This window comes from Candidatus Curculioniphilus buchneri endosymbiont of Curculio glandium (genome assembly GCF_964275155.1).
GTDB lineage: Bacteria > Pseudomonadota > Gammaproteobacteria > Enterobacterales > Enterobacteriaceae > Curculioniphilus > Curculioniphilus buchneri.
Genome location: NZ_OZ193413.1, coordinates 1,085,347 through 1,109,557, shown reverse-complemented (window position 1 = coordinate 1,109,557; position 24,211 = coordinate 1,085,347). Strand labels below are relative to the sequence as shown.

General features: G+C 30.9%; 15 protein-coding genes and 1 pseudogene. 7 read left to right on the top strand and 9 right to left on the bottom strand.

From position 1 onward, the window contains the following. Positions 1-8: 8 nt before the first annotated feature. The 4 genes and pseudogenes from ACICP0_RS03390 to pepA all read right to left on the bottom strand — a co-directional run bounded on the left by ACICP0_RS03390 (position 9) and on the right by pepA (position 6,650). The gene (locus ACICP0_RS03390; RefSeq protein WP_395479908.1) at positions 9-149 is read right to left on the bottom strand and encodes a family 10 glycosylhydrolase; all 141 of its coding nucleotides are present in this window, start codon (positions 147-149) and stop codon (positions 9-11) included. Between the two features lie 1,504 nt (positions 150-1,653). Continuing rightward, positions 1,654-4,566, bottom strand: coding sequence for a valine--tRNA ligase (locus ACICP0_RS03385; protein WP_395479907.1), 2,913 nt, complete (start codon positions 4,564-4,566; stop codon positions 1,654-1,656). Positions 4,567-4,579: 13 nt separating this feature from the next. Beyond that, a pseudogene (locus tag ACICP0_RS03380) lies at positions 4,580-5,031 on the bottom strand (DNA polymerase III subunit chi). A 107-nt stretch (positions 5,032-5,138) separates the two neighbouring features. Next, a complete protein-coding gene (gene pepA, locus ACICP0_RS03375) occupies positions 5,139-6,650 on the bottom strand; it encodes a leucyl aminopeptidase (protein WP_395479906.1) in 1,512 nt (503 codons plus the stop codon). A 291-nt stretch (positions 6,651-6,941) separates the two neighbouring features. Between pepA and lptF the strand changes: the two genes are divergently transcribed. The 6 genes from lptF (at position 6,942) to kdsB (ending at position 17,220) form a co-directional block, all read left to right on the top strand. Continuing rightward, positions 6,942-8,033 (top strand): LPS export ABC transporter permease LptF, encoded by a 1,092-nt coding sequence (gene lptF / locus ACICP0_RS03370; RefSeq protein WP_395479905.1) that lies wholly within the window; start codon positions 6,942-6,944, stop codon positions 8,031-8,033. A 34-nt stretch (positions 8,034-8,067) separates the two neighbouring features. Then, positions 8,068-9,138 (top strand): LPS export ABC transporter permease LptG, encoded by a 1,071-nt coding sequence (gene lptG / locus ACICP0_RS03365; protein WP_395479904.1) that lies wholly within the window; start codon positions 8,068-8,070, stop codon positions 9,136-9,138. Between the two features lie 4,235 nt (positions 9,139-13,373). Further along, entirely contained in the window at positions 13,374-15,149 is a 1,776-nt protein-coding gene (msbA, locus tag ACICP0_RS03360) for a lipid A ABC transporter ATP-binding protein/permease MsbA (RefSeq protein WP_395479903.1), read from the top strand. Next, complete coding sequence (lpxK, locus tag ACICP0_RS03355) at positions 15,124-16,140, top strand: tetraacyldisaccharide 4'-kinase (protein WP_395479902.1); 1,017 nt, start codon at positions 15,124-15,126, stop codon at positions 16,138-16,140. The genes msbA and lpxK overlap by 26 nt, the downstream gene beginning before the upstream one ends. Positions 16,141-16,279: 139 nt before the next feature. Continuing rightward, the gene (locus ACICP0_RS03350; RefSeq protein ID WP_395479901.1) at positions 16,280-16,453 is read left to right on the top strand and encodes a Trm112 family protein; all 174 of its coding nucleotides are present in this window, start codon (positions 16,280-16,282) and stop codon (positions 16,451-16,453) included. Next, positions 16,453-17,220, top strand: coding sequence for a 3-deoxy-manno-octulosonate cytidylyltransferase (gene kdsB, locus ACICP0_RS03345; RefSeq protein WP_395479900.1), 768 nt, complete (start codon positions 16,453-16,455; stop codon positions 17,218-17,220). Before ACICP0_RS03350 ends, kdsB begins: the two co-directional genes overlap by 1 nt. A 408-nt stretch (positions 17,221-17,628) precedes the next feature. On the opposite strand, the gene ACICP0_RS03340 is transcribed toward kdsB, so the two are convergent. Beyond that, positions 17,629-18,339 (bottom strand): Bax inhibitor-1 family protein, encoded by a 711-nt coding sequence (locus tag ACICP0_RS03340; RefSeq protein WP_395479899.1) that lies wholly within the window; start codon positions 18,337-18,339, stop codon positions 17,629-17,631. A gap of 1,076 nt (positions 18,340-19,415) precedes the next feature. Here ACICP0_RS03340 and folA point away from each other — a divergent pair. Further along, entirely contained in the window at positions 19,416-19,901 is a 486-nt protein-coding gene (gene folA, locus ACICP0_RS03335; protein ID WP_395479898.1) for a type 3 dihydrofolate reductase, read from the top strand. Between the two features lie 75 nt (positions 19,902-19,976). On the opposite strand, the gene apaH is transcribed toward folA, so the two are convergent. The 4 genes from apaH to surA all read right to left on the bottom strand — a co-directional run bounded on the left by apaH (position 19,977) and on the right by surA (position 24,185). Then, complete coding sequence (gene apaH, locus ACICP0_RS03330; RefSeq protein ID WP_395479897.1) at positions 19,977-20,852, bottom strand: bis(5'-nucleosyl)-tetraphosphatase (symmetrical) ApaH; 876 nt, start codon at positions 20,850-20,852, stop codon at positions 19,977-19,979. Between the two features lie 262 nt (positions 20,853-21,114). Beyond that, positions 21,115-21,909 (bottom strand): 16S rRNA (adenine(1518)-N(6)/adenine(1519)-N(6))-dimethyltransferase RsmA, encoded by a 795-nt coding sequence (gene rsmA / locus ACICP0_RS03325; RefSeq protein WP_395479896.1) that lies wholly within the window; start codon positions 21,907-21,909, stop codon positions 21,115-21,117. Further along, the gene (gene pdxA, locus ACICP0_RS03320) at positions 21,902-22,894 is read right to left on the bottom strand and encodes a 4-hydroxythreonine-4-phosphate dehydrogenase PdxA (RefSeq protein WP_395479895.1); all 993 of its coding nucleotides are present in this window, start codon (positions 22,892-22,894) and stop codon (positions 21,902-21,904) included. Before pdxA ends, rsmA begins: the two co-directional genes overlap by 8 nt. Next, the gene (gene surA, locus ACICP0_RS03315) at positions 22,887-24,185 is read right to left on the bottom strand and encodes a peptidylprolyl isomerase SurA (RefSeq protein ID WP_395479894.1); all 1,299 of its coding nucleotides are present in this window, start codon (positions 24,183-24,185) and stop codon (positions 22,887-22,889) included. Before surA ends, pdxA begins: the two co-directional genes overlap by 8 nt. Positions 24,186-24,211 lie beyond the last annotated feature (26 nt).

Here is a 24,211-nt window from a genome sequence, read left to right as displayed (position 1 = left end):
TACTGCTGTCAATTTTCCCTATCTAAAAAATTCTGTCCATAACGCTGATAAGAATCAGCATCATCAAGCTGAGATTCGGGTGTTTCATAATAAAAATAGTCGTCAAATTGAATACCATCCACAAGATAATTTTTAACAAATTCAATCACTACGTTAATAATCCAAAGACGAACACTTAATAGTCTAGGATCGAGAACGAAACGACCACCGGAAAGTCTATTCTAATCTGAATGTAATTCATAAACACTAACTGACGATAAATTTATAGTATTTTTCAATTTCCTGATTGTTTCCGGACTAGTATCCATGGTAATCCGATATGAATTGAACCAAGCATGTACTTTTAAACCTCACTTGTGTGCTCTGTTAGTATAAAATCTAATAGATCATAACCTGGATATTTACCAATTATTCCTGTTAATAAATCTGACTATGGCAATAAATCTACATGATATAGCACTGTTCCATCCGGTTTTAACTTGGAAAAAAATCATATTCATGCTTATACTTACTAAGTTATCTAACTTATCAATCAACAAATTTTTCCTATAGATTTGTAATGTATTGTCTTTATAATTAATAAAACTGCCTGGCTAATCTAGCCTATACACAGTAGTTAACCAAATTTCACGTATACTAGATTCTTTTTCATGCTCGTTTTTTAGAGAAGTCAAAAAGTAGATTGGCTGAAAATATATATAATTTACTAATAATTCTAAAAAAGCATTATGATTAGCCAATATATTCTTTTGGTATTAGTTTTCATTGACTCTTCTTCAGAAGGAAGTAAAATTATTAAAATTTTTATTTTTTTAAAAAAATTATATTTTGATCTAAAAATAACAATTATGTATATTAATCTAAATTAATTTAATTGTCAGAATTAAGGTTATATTTAATAAAATAAAATTAAATATTTTTAAGAAAAAGAAAAAATGTAAATTTTATGCATTCAATTAAATTGATTTTTAAAAAATCTATAATATTATTATAATTAATAAATTGAATTTTACTTCATAAGTAATAATGTGTTTTGAATGTCTATTCATTAAGTATTATTTTAAAAACATACATTTTATTAATTAAAGACATCTATTAATATTTATGGTTAATTGTGACTCACGATGAAATCGTATAATAAAATGACGAATTTACATTTAAAATAAATTAGCTATTGTTGAAATGTTATTTCACACTCAATGTAAAGTGAATATAAGATTTGATAAATTTTATATTTAAAATACCACCTTAAATATAATTATAAAAATGTGATTTAACAAAGTTGCATTGTCATGTTAATTTCGTTATTCCAACTAATAGAAATGGGAGGATTTAGATTGTCATAACTATCTGTATGATAGTACATATTTATACAATTTAAAATAATTAAACAGCACCAAACATTATTTAAATTAACGAGGACAAATTATGCAAAATAATGATTTTTTTATATTTATATATGAAATTATGGTCAATTATTTTAATGATAGTAAAGCATTTCTTTAATATTTCATCCATCATTTACATAACATATATAACAACAATGTACGTTTAGCAACGTGTTAGGCTAATGTAATGTATGTGAGTGAGTACATGAACGGTTAATTAATGTATCTCTTAAATACATAACATTATGTACTAAAATGTAGTATATTAACTAATACTGTTAACTTTATCTAAATTATTGATCGATCTATGACAATTAGAAATCACACTTTTTTGTTCTAGTAACTTTTGCCTAAATTTTTGATAGTTTTTCATTTTATTTAATTCTTTTTCTACCATCGATTTTGGTGCATGGCTAACAAAATTTTTATTATCAAACTTAGTAGTTATGCGATTAATTTCACTTTCAACGCGTTCTATTTCTTTCGTTAAATGTTGTAATGCAACCTTTTTATTAACTAAGTCTTCTGATATTGGAATTAACAACTCAGCACCATGAATAGTTTTAGTAATAGATGCTGGACCTTGATTTCCTGGTGGAAGTAAAGTAATTTTATTAAGTTGAGCTAATATAAGAATACAATTGAGGTTATTATTAATTAAACGTTCTACTTCTGGGGAAACATTGCGAAGAAAAATAGATATATATTGTTTTCTATTTTTTTTAATATTGATTTCAGTGAACATAACACGAATAGCGACAATTAATTGCTTAATCCATGTTAATATTTTGCAAGCATCGGGGTCTTCATCCCTTACATTATAAGTAGGAAATGTTTGAAGCAAAATGCTCATTTCTTGATTATTATCCAAGAGTGTTATTTTTTTCCAAATAGTTTCTGTAATAAATGGAATAATTGGATGTAATAAACGTAACAGTGCTTCTAAGATCGTCATCATCATATTCCGAGTTGAATATAATTCAATTTCATTACTGTTATTTTTCATAACTAACTTAGTGAACTCTAGATACCAGTCACAGAATTGATTCCAAGTAAATTCGTATGCAATACTAGTTGCTAAATCAAAACGATAGTTATCTAATGACTCTCGAAAAGCTTTAATAGTTTGATTAAACTCCGCTAAAATCCAACGATTTAATGGAGATAAAACTACTTTTTCATTATTTTTTAAGACATTATCTTGACATTTAATATTCATCGATACAAATCGACTAGCATTCCAGAGTTTATTGCAAAAATTACGATATCCCTTTAACCGTTGCATATCCCAATTGATATCACGACCACTAGAAGCTAATGCTGCCAGCGTAAAACGCAGAGCATCAGCACCATGTGATTCAATCCCATTTGGAAACTGTTTTTCAGTACGTTTTCGGATTGTTTCTGCTAATTGAGGTTGCATCATATTTTCAGTACGTTTTTTCAGTAAGTCGGATAGTGAAATTCCATCAATCATATCAATAGGATCAATAATATTACCCTTAGATTTAGACATTTTTTGTCCTGTTTCATCGCGGATGAGTCCAGTCATGTAAACAATTTTAAAAGGCACTTGTGATGTATCATGACTATCTTTAATAAAATACATTGTTAGCATAATCATACGTGCAATCCAAAAGAAAATGATGTCAAATCCACTTACTACTACATTAGTAGGATGAAAAGTTTGGAGCTTTTTGGTGTTTTCTGGCCAACCTAAGGCAGCAAAAGTCCATAATCCAGATGAAAACCAAGTATCAAGTACATCATTATCCTGATATAGTTCCACATTATCTCTTATTCGATATTGTTGTCGTACTTTAGATTCACTCAAGCCTACATAAATTTTTCCTGAAACATCATACCAGGCTGGAATACGGTGACCCCACCATAATTGTCGAGAAATACACCAATCTTGAATATTGTGCATCCAGTTAAAATACATATTTGTGTACTGTCGAGGAATAAACTGAATTTTATCGTGTTCTACGGCTTCTATAGCAACTTTTGACAAAAGCGTAGTGCGCATGTACCACTGGTCAGTAAGCATTGGTTCAACAATAATATTGCTTCGATCACTATAGGGAATATTTAAGTTGTGAATTTTAATTTTTACAAGCAGACCTAAACGTTTAAGTTCCTTAACAATAGCTGAACGAGCAGCAAAACGTTCTAAGCCTTGGAAAGCTGACGGTATCATGCTAGAAAAAGCATTACAAATCTTGCCATTAGTGTCAAATATCTCTAATTCTTGACGAATTTTTCCATCTAAAGTTAAAATATTAATCATTGGTAATCCATGACGTTTTCCTATCTCATAGTCGTCAAAATCATGTGCTGGTGTAACTTTTACACAGCCAGTACCCTTCTCTATGCTAGCATTTTTATCTCCAATAATAGGAATACGACGATTGACTAACGGTGAAAAAACAAACCGACCAATAAGGTCACGATAACGTGGATCATCCATATTTACTGCTATGCCAGTATCACCAAGCATAGTTTCCGGTCGTGTAGTTGCTATAACTAGATAATTTAACCCTTCAGTCGTGCATATGTCATCAGCTAAAGGATAGCGTAAGTACCACATTGATCCTTTGGATGTACGATGTTTCACTTCTAAGTCTGAAATTGCAGTGCGCAAGTTAAGGTCCCAATTAACTAAACGTTTACCTCGGTAAATCAAGTTATTTTGATACAAGCGTACAAAGGCTTCTTTTACTGCATTAGAAAAAGTTTTATCCATGGTAAATCGTTCGCTTTCCCAGTCTATAGAACTACCAAGTCGACGCATTTGATTCGCAATGGTACTAGAAGATTTCAATTTCCATTGCCATATTTTTTCAATAAACTCTTTACGGCTATAATCATACCGTGTTTTCCCTTCTTCAGCATTAAGCTTATATTCGACAACCATTTGAGTCGCAATACCAGCGTGATCCATACCTACTTGACAAAAAGTGTTTTTATATTGCATACGGTGATAACGAATTAAAATATCTATAATAGTTTGTTGAAAAGCATGGCCCATATGCAAACATCCAGTAATGTTAGGAGGCGGTATCATAATGCAATAGCTATCTTGTTTGCTATTGTCATTCGGCTTAAAGTAGCCTTGTTTTTCCCAATGTGCATATAAGGATTGTTCAATATCCTTAGGATTATATGTTTTTTCCATTTTACATTATTTATCATTTCATCGAGGTCGGGATAATCATAGTTAATTGAAGACCGACATTACAGTACATTTTATATCGATCGCGTGCTAATTGTTTTAATTTACGTTCATTTGGTACAAAATCTATCACTTCACGAAAAGAAGAGGTAAAATCTGCATAAACTGGCAACAAACTGATAAGGAGATCTCGTGGCATGTTGTTGCGACGCTGAGGCCAACATAATTCTACAGGCGCCCGCATACAGGGCCTTCTCCTGAAAGATTATGAGGTATGAAAGCATCTGGATTGTATTTCCAAAGTTTTTTATCTAATCGATAAGCCTGGTCATTATCTTGACAAGAAATTAGTATAAATTTTCCCTTTCGCCATTCTCTGGCAGTTAAATCACAGACAAGCTCCTCTATGAGAGTTGAACTATCATTCACAGTATGCGATTTAATTAAATAAAAGGTTACATTTTTCATCATTATTATTTATTAATAAAGACAATACAAAAGACATAATTCTTTTAAATAATTTGCCCTGATATATGATAAATATTCATATATTTTCCAGCTTTCCTATTATTACATTATTTATCATTACTCAATCCAGAACGATTGAGTAAAAATTGCGATAACATTGCCACTGGACGACCAGTTGCGCCCTTGTCTTTTCCAGAACGCCAAGCGGTACCTGCGATATCTAAATGTGCCCAAGGGTATTTATGAGTAAAACGTGATAGGAAACATCCAGCAGTTATTGTCCCTCCAGGCCGACCGCCGAGATTCGTCATATCAGCAAAATTTGAATCTAATTGCTCTTGAAACTCATCATCAATCGGCAAATGCCAAGCACGATCTCCAGCCTGTGTAGCAGCTCTAAGTAATTCATGTGCTAAAGAATTATCATTTGATATAAGCCCAGTAAGATGATGTCCTAACGCAATTACACAAGCGCCTGTTAAGGTTGCTACATCAATGACCAGTTTTGGAGAAAAACGTTCTACATATGTTAAGACATCACATAAAACTAGACGACCTTCAGCATCAGTATTTAGTATTTCCACTGTTTGTCCAGACAGAGTTGTTAAGATATCGCCTGGCCGAAGTCCATGGCCGTTAATCATATTTTCACAGCCAGCAAGTACACCGATAATATTTAATGGTAAATGAAGCTCCATTGCGACACGCATCACACCATATACCGTAGCCGCTCCGCACATGTCATATTTCATTTCATCCATGCTATCAGAAGATTTAATAGATATTCCTCCAGAATCGAAAGTTAATCCTTTACCAACTAAAACAATTGGTTGTGCCTCGATATCAGGATCACCTTGGTATTGAATAATAGACATTAAAGATTCATTCGTTGAAGCTCGACCGACAGCCAAATAGGCATGCATTCCAAGCTTTTGCATTTCTTTTTCACCTATAATCTGTATTTTTGTAGTTTTTCTATAACTATCAACCAGTTCACGTACTTGTGTGGATAAATAGGAAGCATTGCAAATATTAGGTGGCATGTTACTAAGATCTTTAGAAGTTTTTATACCTGAAGAAATGGCTAGGCCATGCTGGATTGCATTGTTTCCACTAGTTAGCTCTTGAGGTTCATGTACGTTAAAAATCATTTTACGTAATGGTCTATATAGTTCGGGCACTTTGCTTTTTAGTCGATCAAAAATGTAAAGAGCATCTTGAGATGCTTCTACTGCTTGGCGTACTTTCCAATAGGTGTTATGCCCTTTAACAGGCAATTCAGTTAAAAAACAAACTGCTTCTGTAGATCCTGTGTCGTTTAGCTTATTAACTACTTTTTTTATCACACGCTTATATTGTCGTTCATCAAATTCATATTCTTTACCACAACCAATAAGTAAAATACGTACTGATGACATGTTAGGAACATGCTGTAATAACAGTGTTTGTCCCACTTTACCTTCTAATTCACCACGATGTATTAAGACACTGATATACCCATCGCTGATTTTATCTAGCTGATTAGCAACAGGGGACAGGCATCTCGATTCGAATACTCCAGCGATAATACAAACATTACGTTGTTTCTCTGGGCTACTGCTTTGTATGCTAAATTCCATATGTTTTCCTAAATTTTGAATAGTGGATGAGAGTAAATAATAAAATGTATTATTTTTTCATATGGTTATACTTTTATTCATATTATATACATTTCTATAAAAAATAAAAAGACGTATATTAATTAATAATTTTAATTAAAACATTGTATGATTTAATTTAATTTTACTAAACATATAAAGTTATCGTACTTTATCTGAAAATGAAAATAGTTTTTTTGATAGTAATGAATGATTCATTAGCAATGAAAGTATTTATTTTATTTTAAATAATAAGTTTTTACAGGAAAAAGTGTGATCATTACGAGATACTTAGTTATAGAAACATTTAAAAACCAATGCGCCAGTGTAATTATACTATTTTCTGTTTTCTTCTGTCAAAAATTAGTACGTATTTTGAATATTGCAGTGGATGGGACTATACCGATAAATTTAGTATTATCTCTACTTTTGTTAGGTCTTCCAGAAATAGCTCAGATTATTTTTCCTATTAGTTTATTCTTAGGAATATTGCTTAGTTTGAACCATATGCATACTAAAAATGAAATTTTAGCGATATATTCTTGTGGCTTAGGTAAAGGTGTTCTCATAAATGCAGCGCTGATATTGAGTATAATTACTATGGTATGTTCAGCAGTAAATATTAACTGGTTGATTCCTTGGTCATTGTATCATCAAGAAATTTTAATTGTAAAAATTAAATCTAATCCTAAAGTTATAACTTTAGTACAAGGTCGATTTAAATCAATAGATAATGGAAATTCAGTATTGTTTATTAAAAATATTAAAGGTAACGGTAAAGAATTTCAGCATATTTTCTTAGCAAAATTAGAACCAAAGAACAATATACCAGTATCAGTGATAACAGCAAATTGTGGTCATATAACCTTACTATCAGATGGATCGAATTTGATTAAGTTGTATAAAGGTACTTGTTATGAAGGTACTTCAATATCACGTAATTTTCGAATCACCGATTTCGATCAATATCAAGTGATTATTAAACGTCAGACATTTACAGCACATAAGCCTAATGTAGGACAAATGACAATATATCAGTTATGGTGTTCACAGGAAATGGAAGCACGTGCTGAATTACATTGGCGTTTGACACTCATCCTGTCAATACTAATCATGTCAATTTTAGTAGTGCCGTTATCATTAATGAATGTGTATCAAAATAAAATACAGAATATATTTCCTGCGATGCTATTATATCTAATGTTCTTTTTAATTCAAACTTCATTACGTTCTAATGGCGTCAAAGGAAAAATAGATCCGATGCTGTGGATGTGGGCAACTAATATAATATATTTAGCTATAGCACTAGCGCTTGTTGTATGGGATTGTACACCGGTTAGAAGATTGCGTGAGAGAGCAATGTGATAATACTATTAAATAATAACAAAGGAGTGTACTAGTGTTGAGCATATTAGATCGCTATGTTGGTAAACATATCCTAAGCTCTATTATGGTGACATCCTTTGTTTTAATATTACTTTCAGGCATGATTAAGTTTGTTGAACAGCTGCGTAAAGTAGATCAAGGTAGTTATTCAGTACTAGGGGCTAGTCTATTTACTTTTCTTAGTATACCAAAAGACATTGAACAATTTTTTCCAATGATAGTGCTATTAGGTGCGCTATTGGGCTTAAGTTCGTTGACAAATTATAGTGAACTTATAATTATGCAAACATCTGGTTTAAGCCGTTTTCAAATCGCTGGTTCAGTTATGAAAACTGTAATTCCTCTAGTATTTTTGATTATGATTATTGGAGAATGGATAGTACCAATAAGCGAAAAATTAGCTTATACTTATCGTACTAAGATGACCTATGGAACTTCAATGTTTCCTACACAAAATGGATTGTGGGTTAAAGATGGTAATAATTTTGTTTTTATTGAAAAAATATTAAGTAATACTAAATTAATTGGAATAAATATTTATCATTTTGATAAAGAAGAGCGCTTACAGTTTCTATGCTATGCCGCTACGGCTAATTTTAGTAATTATAGCTGGAAACTATCACAAGTAAACATATCATATTTAACTGATATTAATCAAATTACTACTCAGGAAATCTTAAGCGATGAATGGAAGACTACTCTAACGCCGGATAGACTTAATCTTATCGTATTAGATCCAAATTCATTGTCTATTTTAAAGTTATATAATTATATTGATTATCTACAACAAAATGGACAAGAAATTAAAAATTATCAGCTGAATATGTGGAGTAAAATTTTTTTACCACTATCAACAACAGTCATGTTATTAATGGCATTATCATTTATTTTAGGTCCGCTTCGTGGTGTATCTATAGGAGTCAAAGTTGTTATTGGTATTATTTTGGGGTTTTTTTTTCATATATTAGATAAATTTTTAGAACCATTAAGCCTAATATATAATATATCGCCTGTTTTTGGAGCAATTTTACCAAGCATAGTATTTTTAATAATTAGTATTATTGCACTATTAAAATACCCATAATGCGAGCAATATTACAGCATACATTCTACATTTAGTAGAGATAATATAGAGTAATTATCATTTATAATCTAATTTTTATATTTATTTATAAATTAATGAGCATTATATTCAAATGTTTAATTTGTCTACTAACATGTAGCTCATTTGAAATATCTGCGCTTGATTTCATTAAAAATGATCGTTTAGTTTATAGGATAAGCTCATATTTGTATTTTTCGTGCGGGAAATAGAGTCAGTTTTTTCTTCAATTTAGCAGTATTTTTATTTTTATTGTTTATTTTATTTAGTAACACGATATATATCGTAAATCTGATTATATGTGTGTTGTAACTTAAATACATTAATTTAATATATCTTGATTAGCACATTGTGCTTGCAACCATCAAACTATAGTAGCATATGATAAGGAACTCAGAACTCAAGCATTAATGCATTAATACATTAACATACGTTTTCAATATGATTGCTGTTCTATTAAATTGCTGTTCCATTAATCTGGGGTATATCTGCAACATTGTTTGACTTAAATGTTCTATCAATCAGTTATTTAATTATGCCTTCTGTGAATACAGACCAAATCTACTGCTGTAATTCATTGGCTATTATAGCTTTTTTCTGCATTATTCCGATTCTCCATAAACATAAACATAAAGAAAAAAGTAGGTCCAGTATGTATTAGGTTTTCATTAAAGGCATCAAATTCAAATTTTTAACCGATCCTTGTTAAATACCACAAATTTGAATGATTTTTCCATTGATAGCAACTATTTTATAGTGACATAAGGATGAAATCAACAATAACATTAGAAATTTTTCCGTCAGTTAAAAATTTAACCTCTGATAAAAATCTTTATTATGATAATTTATTGCGATATCAGCATCAAGTGTTATTAATGCTTGTATTTTTTCATTGAATCAGTCATGGCGAATATTTTAGCACCAAATATATCACCATAACATCACTATTACAGTGTCAATACTAATACTAATACTAAAAGTTCCACCGACTAATAGTATATTTAGCATATTGTTAGCAAAAAGATCCTTGCGCTAAAGTACATTACTTCAAACAGTAAAAATGTTTTTGGTAGTGCAGCAGCTTGATGCTATGAAAGCAATTTTGAAATCGGTAATGCATATTAGTTACATGTACTACACAGTATTTAGATGCTCGCCTTTTGAAACTAATGTGCATACTCTTTCTCCTATAGAGAATGAACTAGCAATTTGGTAAGAGCTATTAATTCGTCTGTTATTTCCAATCTAAGAATTTTTGAAGCGCATATTAGTAGCGTATATCTTGCTCAAGATTATAATACATCAAGATGGTTAATGCTTGCAACTACTACTCGTATAAGTACAAGGAAGAGACAATCTTAACATAGAGAGGAAAGTAACTACTTTGTCAAGATGAATTGTTCTGTTCTATAAAATTTATTAATATCAACAATTTTATCTTTTTGAGATAATAAAAAATGTTTATTTTTGTCCTTATCCTACGAAATTTAGCTGATCATTATCTTTTAAAGGTAACGATGTATTCTGAATAGTATTATTTCAAGGATATCTATTCGTAATTGAAAATTATATATCTTAAATGTAATGCAATATAAGATTGATATTCAGAGAATATGAGTAACGTCTTTATTTAAATTTTTTCATAATATTAAATAAATATTAAACTACAGTTTAACAAGTAAAAAATAGAACTATATCATTTACGGTTATCCTTGCTTAATTTTCAAAAAGGATATACAGTCTATAATCATAGATAATGATTAGACGTAGTTAAAATGAATTATGGTAATTGTAATCTGATTAATATTATTATATCTCTCTCTGAGAAAATCTAACTAATCATAATATTCAATTATATTGGACTCATATAATATATCAGGAGCTTATGGAAATCATAGGTTGTACTGAATCTTGTGCTTTCATAGATATCAGTTAATTTCATTACTATTAATAATTAGATTATTTAAATAATGTTATAGGTATTAGCGCATAAATGTGAGATGAATTCCCAATAGTTCGTTGATATATTGGCTTCAGCACACCTTAATTTTAGACCATAAGATCATTATACTATAAAAACAATGTAATCATACATGTTAGAAACTAATGTAATCATACATCTTAGAAACTGTTGTATTAGTCAAGTTATTTAGTTATGTATTAATTAACATTAATTTAATGACTAATATTATAAATATTATGATTCGTTCGACCTACTATTCAAACTATACACTTGATCGATCGATTTCATAAACTTTGATGCACATAATATATCGTTATATTTAAATAATCACTTGACTACTAAAAGTAAGGCAAAAGTAAGGCATTAGACAGATGCATGAGCAATCGATTAAAAAAATTATTTAATATTTTAAAATAGACAATTATCAGAACTTTGAAAAATAAAGTTTATTAAGTGCAAGATAACAATATACAATTTACGGATATGTATAAACGAAAATTTTTCGTATATAAAAAATGACATTAAAAAATTGATGAATTGATTGGTTATCACTACGCATGTAATATTACTGTTATATTGCTAATATAACACTTAAAGTTAGCTTATTTATAATAAATAAACAAAGCCTTTTTAATTATGTCTAAAAAGGTACAGCAAACTTAACATTGATGTAAGTTTGCGATAATTTTATCTCATTTATTTATTAATCATGTTGTCTAAATAATTACATGCTGTAAGTTTATTAAAAGTGCAAAAACCAGTATTTGGTGCAAATAAAAAAAGAAACAGATTGAGTCTTCTAAGACTCAGTTGTTTTATGTAGCATTCAAGCAAATGAAAATGATAGTGATATCATATTCTAAATTCATAAGATTATTCGTTAAGTAAAAGTATTTAGTTTTAGTGATTGTAAACCGTGATGATTCCCTAGAAAAATTTTCTCTATTCTTTTTCTTCAATTAAATACTGTAGTTTTTACTATTTAATTTTTCTATTGATACCTAGTATCCTATAGGATACCGATGTTTATATATCTAAAATTAAAGTAGTTATGTTTATAACTATTGAATATAACATAAAATATAATAATTTTTAATGTATGTGGAATGAATTCATTGTAACTTTTATATTACAATCATTTGTTGAAACTTTAAATAAGACTTTTATCTTAAAAATACTATAATTAATAGTATGATACAGTTAATATACACTTTTATATACTTTGTTTATAATCAGTACGATTGCATGCATACTCGCCACATTATAATCAACCAATTTGGTTAAATAATTTTATGTTACTTAGGATGCAATGTATTCAAAAATAATGGTTTTTCATTATTTTGATCTTATTTCAAATAAGTTTGATAAATGAACACTTCAGAATCATTAAAGTTCAGGAACTAAATAAATTGCAATATCGATAATAGCCGTGGGTACAAAATAATCGGGAATTAGCATATATCGAATTTTTTAGTTCCGATAATGTAAAATAATAGACATATTGTTTCAATTTTAGGATGAAATTAATAGCATTAAATTATGTTATTCACAATTTTCTTACCTTTAATCTACATGTTATAATGAATATGGTCAAGTTATTTTTCACATTAAAACTATTCATTATATAAGTGGTAAAAATTAAAAGCTATTGTTCAATCAAGCATATCTCTTCATGAAACTTGCTAACGGGAAATGTAATGTACATTTATTAATTGGCATATAAACTAACAAATCAATTTTTACATAAATAACTACAATTAATATCTCACGAAGTGGATATTTAAACTAATCGTACTAAGTCATGAATTGTATTTCCATTGGGATCAATGGAAGATTGAATTATTTAAGAAAGTATAAAGGTAATAAAATAAATATTTAGTTAAACACTTATGATTCCATCATGTTTTTCATGTTGTTTCAATATGTATTACTAAATTTCATATCTTCTTCGACTACTTTAAACTATTATCTTAACGATGAAATATTCTAGAAATTATATAATATCCTAGTCGAGGATAGGTTAAACACTTTAAAAAAATAACATTGAGTGTACTGTCAATATTTTATTGTATAGGAATAACAGAATGCAATACATAACAACTCAGTAGTTATAGTATTTTATCATATAATACAATTTAAATTCAATGCGCTTAGTGAATACACTAAATCGCCCTCGTTCCGATCAAGCACTTGGTGTTGCTATATTAAATTAGGTAAAATAGATAGCAATCTTAGTCTCACCATTGGTAAATAAATGCTAAACGATAACGATCTTTCTACTTGGCAAACCTTTCGTCGCCTTTGGCCAATGATTGCTCCTTTTAAATCAGGTTTAATTGTAGCAACAATTGCCTTGGTTTTGAATGCTGCCAGTGATACTTTTATGTTATCATTGCTAAAACCACTTCTTGATGATGGTTTTAGTAAAACCAATAGTCATATTCTAATTTGGATGCCATTAGCTATTATCAGTTTAATGGTAATACGTGGTATTAGTGGATTTATCTCCAGCTATTGTGTAGCATGGGTTGCTGGAAAAGTAGTAATGAACATGCGGCGTCGTTTATTTAATCATATGATGGATATGCCAGTCTCTTTTTTTGATCAGCAATCTACTAGCACATTACTTTCACGCATTACCTACGATTCGGAACAAGTTGCGGCGTCATCTTCTAGAGCACTCATTACAGTGGTACGTGAAGGTGCTTCTATAATCGGTATATTCTTTATGATGTTTTATTACAGTTGGCAATTATCGCTTGTCTTAGTAGTGATTGCACCTATCGTTTCTTTCGCTATTCGTTCAGTATCTAAACGATTTCGCCAAATTAGTAAGCGAATACAAAAATCTATGGGACAGGTAACAACTAGTGCTGAACAGATGCTTAGAGGACACAAAGAAGTATTAATTTTTGGTGGACAAAAAGTAGAAAAGAAACGTTTTAACAGTGTTAGTAATCGTCTGCGACAACAAGGGATGAAAATGGTAACAGCTTCTTCAGTCTCTGATCCGTTAATTCAATTTATTGCATCGCTAGCATTAGCATTCGTATTATATGCTGCAAGTTTTCCATCTGTCATAGACACTTTAACTCCGGGTACTATCACTGTTGTTTTTTCATCTATGATTGCATTAATGCGACCTTTAAAATCATTAACCAATGTTAATGTACAATTTCAGAAAGGCATGGCTGCATGTCAGACACTTTTTTCTATTCTCGACATGGAAACTGAAAAAGATAAAGGAATAATAGAAATAAAACGTGTTAAAGGTAAGATTAGTTTCGAACATGTAACTTTTTTCTATCCAGGTAAGGACATGCCATCTCTATTAAATATCAATTTTAGTATCCCAGCGGGACAAACTGTAGCATTAGTTGGTCGTTCTGGATCAGGTAAATCAACTATTGCTAACCTACTAACACGATTTTATGATATTAAAGAAGGAAAAATTCTGCTTGACGAAATTGATGTACGTGATTATAAACTTTCTTCATTGCGCAACCAGATATCTTTAGTTGCTCAGAACATTCATCTATTTAACGATACTATCGCTAATAATATAGCTTATGCTCGAAAAGATAAAGATAAATACTCTAGGGCACAAGTTGAAAAAGCTGCTCGTATGGCTGATGCCATGGAATTTATTGATAAAATGAGCAAAGGATTAGATACTATCATAGGAGATAATGGTGTATTGCTTTCTGGTGGTCAACGCCAGCGCATTGCCATTGCACGAACTCTGTTACGTGATTGTCCTATTCTGATTCTTGATGAAGCTACATCTGCGCTAGATCCTGAATCTGAACGAGCTATTCAAAAAACTCTTGACAAAATTAAAAACAATTGTACTTCTTTAGTTATAGCTCATCGATTATCTACTATTGAAAACGCTGATGAAATTCTAGTAATAGACAATGGTCAAATTGTAGAACGTGGAAATCACGCGCAACTTATGGCTCTCCAAGCTGTGTATGCACAGCTATATCGGTTGCAGTTAGTCAATGAAAACACAACGCATTTGGTCTAATACTTCTCCATTTTACTTTTTAATTCCATTTTCTTGGTTATATGGACTTATCACAACACTCATTCGATTTAGTTATCATTATGGATGGAAAAAAACTCATCATTTTCCATTTCCGATAGTAGTCGTAGGAAATTTAACTGTTGGAGGTAACGGGAAAACACCTCTAGTGTTGTGGTTAGTCAAAATACTACAGCAACGTGGTTGGCGAGTTGGAGTAGTATCACGAGGATATGGTGGATACTCATCATACTATCCACTTTTACTGAATGCATGTATTAATAGCGATCAGTGCGGCGATGAACCACTATTAATTTGGCGTCGTACTGGCGTACCGGTAGCGGTATCACCCCGGCGTACTGAAGCAGTAGCAGCTTTATTTAAGAAACATACTTTAGATATCGTGATATCTGATGATGGTTTGCAACATTATGCATTAGCACGAGATATTGAATTAGTAGTGATTGATGGTGATCATCGATTTGGAAATGGCTGGCGTCTTCCTGCTGGTCCTATGCGAGAATGTGCTAATCGTCTAAAAACAGTTCATGGCATTATTGTTAACGGTGGCAATGCTAAGCCTGGTGAATTACAAATGCGACTTCAAGCAGGTATTCCAATCAATTTATATAGTGGTGAACGTTTAGCCCTTACCAATCTGACTCCGGTAGTAGTAATGGCTGGTATTGGTCACCCATCTCGATTTTTTGCTACGGTACGTGCGGGTGGTGTGACTCCGATACGGGAAGTAAGTTTTTCTGATCACCAAAATTATAAACAAAAAATGCTTGATGAATTAACTCCACGACAAGAATTCTTATTAATGACAGAAAAAGATGCTGTCAAGTGCGGTTCATTTGCACGAGCTCATTGGTGGTATTTACCAGTCGATGCATTTTTACCTACCTGCGCAGAAAAAAAATTACTTATACTTATAGAAAAAGCAATAATATGTGCAAAATCAGAAAATGTAAGTATGATGAAGGATGTTTAAAAAACTGTATTAGAGTTATATATTAGCTCGGTAATATCAATGTATTTTACTATATTATTTAAAAGAATTTTCCAGATTTGTGGTCTTTATGATAGCTTTATTTTTATTTTTTTATGTAAAGGTCCTTTGGAGAGGAAAAATGGATAGTCGCTTACTAGAAATAGTTGTTTGTCCAATTTGTAAACATAAACTTTATTATAATAAAGAACAACAGGAATTAATTTGTAAGTTAGATGCGTTGGCCTATCCGTTACGGAACGGTATTCCCGTGCTTCTTAAAAGTGAAGCACGTATTTTAAATGAAAAAATTTAATGAATTTTATTGTAATTATTCCTGCTCGTTTTGATTCTAGTCGGTTGCCTGGTAAACCATTAGCAGATATTAACGGTAAACCTATGGTGATACATGTCATGGAAATAGCACAAAATTCTGGTGCTGATGAAGTGATCATTGCTACTGATCATTGCAGTGTAATGGATGTAGTAAAGCGCGCTGGAGGTGAAGCTTGTTTGACTAACCATAGTCACCAATCTGGAATTGAGCGTTTGGAAGAAGTGATTAATCTTTACGGATTCTCTGATAATCAAATTATTGTGAATCTACAAGGAGATGAGCCTTTAGTGCCATCAACCATTATTCGACAAGTAGCGAATGATTTGGCTACTGGTAGTACTATGTCTAGTATGTCAACATTAGCGGTGCCTTTCCTAACTGTAGAGGAAGCAGTAAATCCTAATGCAGTAAAAGTAGTTATTGATATACACGGTCATGCGCTCTATTTCTCTCGTTCTGTCATTCCTTTAGATTATACAGAAACGATCCGTAGTTGTTGCCATTATCATCGTAATCTCTGGCGTCATGTAGGAATCTATGCATATCATGCTAATTTTGTTCGTCGTTATGTAAATTGGCCCGTCAGTTCTTTAGAAAAAATCGAAGCGCTTGAACAACTACGTGTTTTATGGTACGGAGAAAAAATCCATGTAGTGACGATAAATACTTCATTTGGTTCAGGTGTGGATACACAGAAAGACTTAGATCGAGTCCGTTTTTTATTACAAAATGAAAATTTGTTGTAAATTAAAATTAAATGATTTATATGCTTTAAAAAAAACACTCAGAATTAAATAATTAGATAATTTAAAATGACTGAAAATATTATCATAATGATTGAAAATACTGGGAGCACATGAAGTACATTTTGTGCTCTATGATATTATGGATATTATGAACAGAAATATGAACAGAAAATGGATAAATATAGTGCGGGTAATCATTGTATTGTTAAAATTCACACATTTTAACACATAATGGATTTGTATATCCTTTTAAAACTTTAGAAGCATCTATCGATGCTTCTAAACATTATTATTAGTAGAATAAACTTCTTTCTTTAAACAATATATCAATCAAAAAGACAATGTTTTAATGAGAATGGAAATTCCTTATCTTTTCAAATCTATTAAAATACTCTACCTGTTTTTCTACTATCGACGATTTCCGAAAATACGCAATAGTGTTAAAAATAAATTAATAAAGTCTAGATATAAGCTTAGAGCACCAATTATAGCATGCTGACGAAATTGATTTTCATTATCTAATGACAGCTGTGCACCCATATTTTTCAATTTTTGAGTATCATAAGCTGTCAATGCAACAAACACTACTACTCCAATATAAGTTATTACCCACATGAATGCAGTGCTCTTTAGATAAAGGTTTACTAAAGATGCGAGTATCATGCCAATTAGTGCCATAAATAAAATATTACTGATACTGCTCAAGTCTCGTTGTGTAGTGTAGCCATATATTGTCATAGCACCAAACATACCGGAAGTCACAATAAATGTGCTAGTAATAGAAGCAGCGGTGTAAAGTACAAAAATACTAGATAACATCAATCCAGTTAATGCTGAATAAAGCATAAATAATGAAGTGGCTACCGTACCGCTTAATTGATTAACTATGCTAGACATAAAAAATACTAACGCTAACTGAACTATAATTAAACCAAAAAAAATGATTTGATTAGACAAAATCAATTGCAGTATTGCTGGGGTGCTAGTGGCATACCATGCAACAAAAGCTGTTAACAACAATCCACAGGTCATCCAACCATATACTTGTGTCATAAATGACTGTACTATATTACTAGCACGGCCAGTAATCGGACCATGAGAACGAGGAAATAGATTCATAAATATTACCTTTCAATTCAATAAAGAACAGGATACATACAAGCAACGGCTCATACGCTATTGCTTGTGGCATAACATTAGGCTTAACGAAATACGAGCCACATATATCACAAATAACATATTATATACTAAGTCTTTGCACAGAGCCACTACTTCCTATGTGATTGAATAATTTTTTCTAACAATTACGATTAATGCGTTATGCATTATATTTCAGAATAGTACATATTTATATAATAAAATCACATTACATTATTATTCTATATTAATATGCTCAATTTTAGTGAAATTCTTATACCTTGATATATAGGCTATATTTTAATATTAATCAATTTCTAATTTTGACAATATTTCAATTAAAGTGTTAAGAATGGATTATGATATAATAAAAATATTGTCAAGTATATTTTGAAATTAATCACTTACTATTCGTTATTTAATCTAAAAATAATGTGATCTAAACTAGAATTAAAATGAAACATACTAGCTAATATATCAAAGCTAGTAACTCATTAGTCTAAATGTAAAATTATTTTATTTTTTATATACTTATAGTTAGAAAAATTAGTCAAATTGAAAATGTCTATATTCTTATAGATAACTTCTTTAAAACTATTAATGCAATATTTTCTACCTCTTTGAGAGATTTAATTATACTACTAATTTTATATTTAATCCAAAACTTCTTGATTTAGGATTAGATAGGATCTAATCCTAAAACTATTTTAAGTTGGGGGTGGTGATTTATTAAAATACATGAATATGTACATCATGGATGATCATTGATCTATTTAATAGATATTCTTTAATGACATATAATACAGGATAAGATCCTGATTTTTTTGATTCTTGAATCAATATATTGATCTTTGATAGTAAGATTACTATATTGATGAATATCAAGTAAAAATTAGAATTAATACAACTATTAATATAATTAAGAATTTAATATAATTAAGAATTAAATAAATATGCTATAGTACAATAATCAAGTTATATTAAACCATGTAGAATAAATGTTCTAAACATTTTTTTATTTGATATTCTTCAAAAGAATTTTTTTATTAAGGAAATGTGTGATTGTTAGCCTAATTTCCGCTATAGCAACTGATCGTGTAATCGGTAAAAAGAATACTATACCTTGGTATAGTCCTGTAGATTTGGCTTGGTTTAAATGTCATACGCTTAATAAACCCATTATTATGGGACGTAAAACGTTTAATTCTATCGGTAAATTGTTAAAAGGAAGATGGAATATTATTCTGAGCCGACATCCTAACGATCATATACAAAATGTAACTTGGGTTACTAATTCAGAACAGGCGATAGCCATGGTAAAACATGTAGAAGAGGTAATGATAATAGGCGGAGGTCAAATTTATGAAATTTTTTTTCCACAAGCTAAGCGACTATATCTTACTCATATCAATGCTAAAGTAGATGGTGATACTTGGTTTCCTAATTTCAATCGAAATGAATGGTATTCTACTTTTAATAAATTCCATAGTGCTGATAAAAAAAATATCTATAGTTGTTATTTTGAAATTCTTGAACGCTATTGATTGTCATATTATCTGATAGATATTTCAACATTTTCTAGTTCTATTAGTTACTGACGTTATTTAATTGACTATGAATTATGAATAATGGTTACTATCAGGCATAATGAATGTTTTAATATTAGGTTGATAAAATCGTTTAAATGAAGGTACATGGAAAAATTGTTTATCCTCCCAACGCATCAAGGTTAATTTTCCTCCCCAGCAACAACCTGTATCTAGCCCGTAAACGTTTGGAGGCGTTCCTTTTCCCATTAATGTAGCCCAATGGCCAAATACTATACTATAGTGTTGTTCTAATACAGATCCAGACAAAGAAAACCAGGGATATAAAAAACGCGGTGCTTTGCTAGGCGTATCTTTACAGTGCATCTCAAGCTGACCATTAGGAAAACAATAACGCATAAGAGTAAATACATTATTACTAAATTTTAGACGCATTAAGTTATTTAGCTTTTTTTGTTTGATATGTTTTGAATGATCTCTAAAAATAGAATTTAAAAATAGTAAGTAATCATTGCTTTGTAATACTATTTCAATTTCACGAGCACGCAACTGAGCTATATTGATATTCCACTGTGGTGCAATACCAGCGTGTACCATCACTAATTTTTTTTCTTTATCTATTTGCAACATTGGTTGGTAGCGAAGCCAATTAGCTAATTCATTAGCATCTGGAGCTTCTAAAAACGACGTAATGCAATCTTCCAATTGATTTTGGATTATTCCAAAGTGAACTGCTAATAAATGTAAATCATGATTTCCTAGCACTATTCGTACACTATGACCTAAATTTCGTATTAAACGAAGAACTTCTAATGAATTTGGTCCTCGTGCAACTAAATCACCAGTTAACCATAATCTATCTATTGCTGGATTAAAACGAACTGTTTCTAACATTATTTTAAATTCTTCGTAACATCCATGAATATCGCCAATTAAATAAGTAGACATAATATATTTACAATTTGAGCAATAAATAAGTGTTAAGATATAATAATCTATATTTTTTATATATTATCATTAATAGTTTAATCTAAAACTAGATTAAATATTCATTTAAGATATCTAGTATAAATATTTTTACTGTTGTTAAAGACTATAAGTTATTGATATTATTAATATAATAAAGAAACGATTATAAATCGAAAGACTGTTTTTAATCGCAACAACACGATTTTTATTACAAGCAAAGTTAATATATTACTTGTATTTTCTATACAAGATTAGCCAATCGACAATATTGTTCAATCCTTATATTTTCTGCGCGTAAAGATGCATCAATGCCTTGTTGCATAAGTTGTTGCACACTGAAAAGATTACCTAAATTGTTACGCAATACTTTTCTACGACAACGAAAAGCTAAACTAGTAATCATGGATAATTTAGTAAAATCACATACCGGAAAAGGCATAGTAGTATAATTTTTAATCCGTACTACCACCGAATCAACTTTCGGTTCAGGATTAAAGGAAGATGGAGAAACTTCTAAAATTGGAATAATTTGAGTTTGATATTGAGCTAATATGCTTAAACGGCCATAAGCCTTGTTATTTGGTATTGCTACTAGTCGGTTAGCTACTTCTTTTTGTAGCATAAAATGCATGTCATGAATGACATGAGTATATTTGAACAAATGAAACATAAGCGGAGTAGAAATATTATAAGGTAAATTGCCAAAAATCCGTAATGGTTGACCTAATTTAGCATATAGCGCAGCGAAATCAACTTTCATAACATCTTGTTGAAGTACATTAATCTTGGAGCGCAAAAAAGGATGAGTAGATAAATAAGAGGCCAAATCTCGATCAAGTTCAATTACTATAATACGCTCAGAATGCTCTACAATCGGTTTAGTAAGAGCTCCAAGACCAGGTCCAATCTCTATAATTGCCTGGTCAGGTTGTGGATGAATGGCAGAAACAATAGATGCAATCACGCCACTATTACACAAAAAATTCTGACTAAAACGTCTACGCGAAAAATGTTTTCGACACACAAGATTATTCATTAAAATGTTTTACCATATTGATGGTTAGAGAAAGAGTTATTTGGAGACTATCAACTCTTATTTTTTGTGAACCAGCCAAATCTAGAGCTGTACCATGGTCTACAGATGTACGAATAAAGGGAAGTCCAAGGGTAATATTACTTGCTCGACCAAACCCCTGGAATTTAAGCACGGGTAATCCCTGATCGTGATACATAGCTAGGACTACATCTGCATACTGTAGATATTTTGGTTGGAATAAAGTATCAGCGGGTAGTGGACCGATTAAATTATAGCCTTGAGCACGTAATGCATTTAAAGTAGGTATTATGACCTCTATTTCATCTTGACCTATATAACCTCCTTCACCAGCATGAGGATTAAGTCCACAAACATAGATACAAGGTTGTATAATACCTAATTTTTGATCAAGATCATGCACTAAGATAGTAATTATTTCACTAAGTGATTGATAAGTAATAGCACTTGGTACTGATAATAGGGGTAAATGTGTCGTTGCTAGCGCTATGCGCATCGACTCTGTCGCTAACATCATTACTACTCTTTTACTACCACTACGTTTTGCAAAAAATTCGGTTTGCCCGATAAATGGAACACCATATTCGTTGATAATACCTTTGTGAACAGGCCCAGTAATCAATGCTGAAAATTCACCACATAAACAACCATCGCAAGCTCGAGTTAAAGTAGCTAAGACATAATCGCTGTTAGCAACATCAAGTTGTCCTGCTTTTACTGGAGCAGAGGAAGCAATGTCTAATACTGTTAATTCAGTGGCTGGACGAGGTGTAATCGGATAGTAAGGTTGATAAGGATGGAGTCGTAACGGTAAGCATAATTGCTTGGCTCGTGCCATCAAAAGTTTAGCATCAACGCAAACTACTAGTTCTACAGACCATGCTTGTTGGGCCAATAAAATGACAATATCAGGACCTATTCCAGCGGGTTCGCCAGGAGTAATAACAATACGATAATCATTATTCATTACTATTATCAAAAATTTTGATATATGCAGATGCACGTTGTTCTTGCATCCAAATTTGACTCTCTTCTGCAAATTTACGATTAAATAATAAACGGTAGGCACGATTTTTTTGCATGGAATCAGTTCGATCTACATCACGGATATCAATTAGTTGCATTAAATGCCACCCATCATCAGATGCATGAATTGGTTCACTGACCTCATTCTTTTTTAAGTTTATCAAAACGTTACGTAATTCTGGATCGAACTTCTCGATAGAGTGCCATTCTAAATCCATGTCTAAATCTGTTGAAGATAAATTGTCAGATAACTGTTTAGCAGCAGTGGTAAAAGTAATATGACCGTTTCTAATTTGATTAGATATATCTTTAAGTTGAGAAAGAATTTGATGGTGAGTCATGAGTATTGAAGGACGTAATACAATATGGCGTACTTGCACTTCCGTAATATTAACTTTTGGCTCACCGCCATAAATATCATTTACTTTAAGAATATGAAATCCAACACCGGAACGAATTGGACCAATTAAATTACCTTTTTGAGCATGTTCTAAATAGGTTACAAACAATGATGGCAGTTCTTCTAACTTATTCCAGCCTATATAGCCACTTTGTAGTGCTTGTTTATCGGCAGAATAAGACATTGCTAATTTACCGAAATCTTCGCCGTTTTTATGCTGCGCTATCAAACAATCAACTTGTAATTTTGCTTTTTCTATCTGATCTTGAGACGAATTTTCAGGCAATGGAATAAAAATATGACTTAAATTAAATTCAGTACTAGCATGTGTCTTTTTGGTAATTTGTTTTACCAGAGAATCTACTTCTTGTGGCATGATAGCAATACGACTACTAACTTTATCGTTTCGTATTTTAGCAATTAAAATCTCTTTACGAATTTGTGATCGATATGTTTCATATTCTATGCCTTCACAAGCTAAGCGGTTATGTAGTTGATCAAGACTCATATTATGTTGAGCAGCAATATTATTGATAACCTGATCTAGCTGTTGATCGCTGATACTAATGTCAGCATATTCAACCATTTGTAAAAGAAGTTGATCCATAATCAACTGATTGATAATTTGGCGACGTAGCTGTATATCATCTGGCATTTGATGACTTTTTTGTTGGAATTCATGTTTTACTATGTTAAACATCTTTTTAACATCACTTTCCAGAATAATATTGTTATTTACTATAACAACTATTTTGTCCAAAACTAATGGCGCTGCAATGACAGCTTGGACAACTAGGATAAATCCGAAGATACATTTTTTAAATTTATTCATATCTGTTATAAATAATACACAAAATT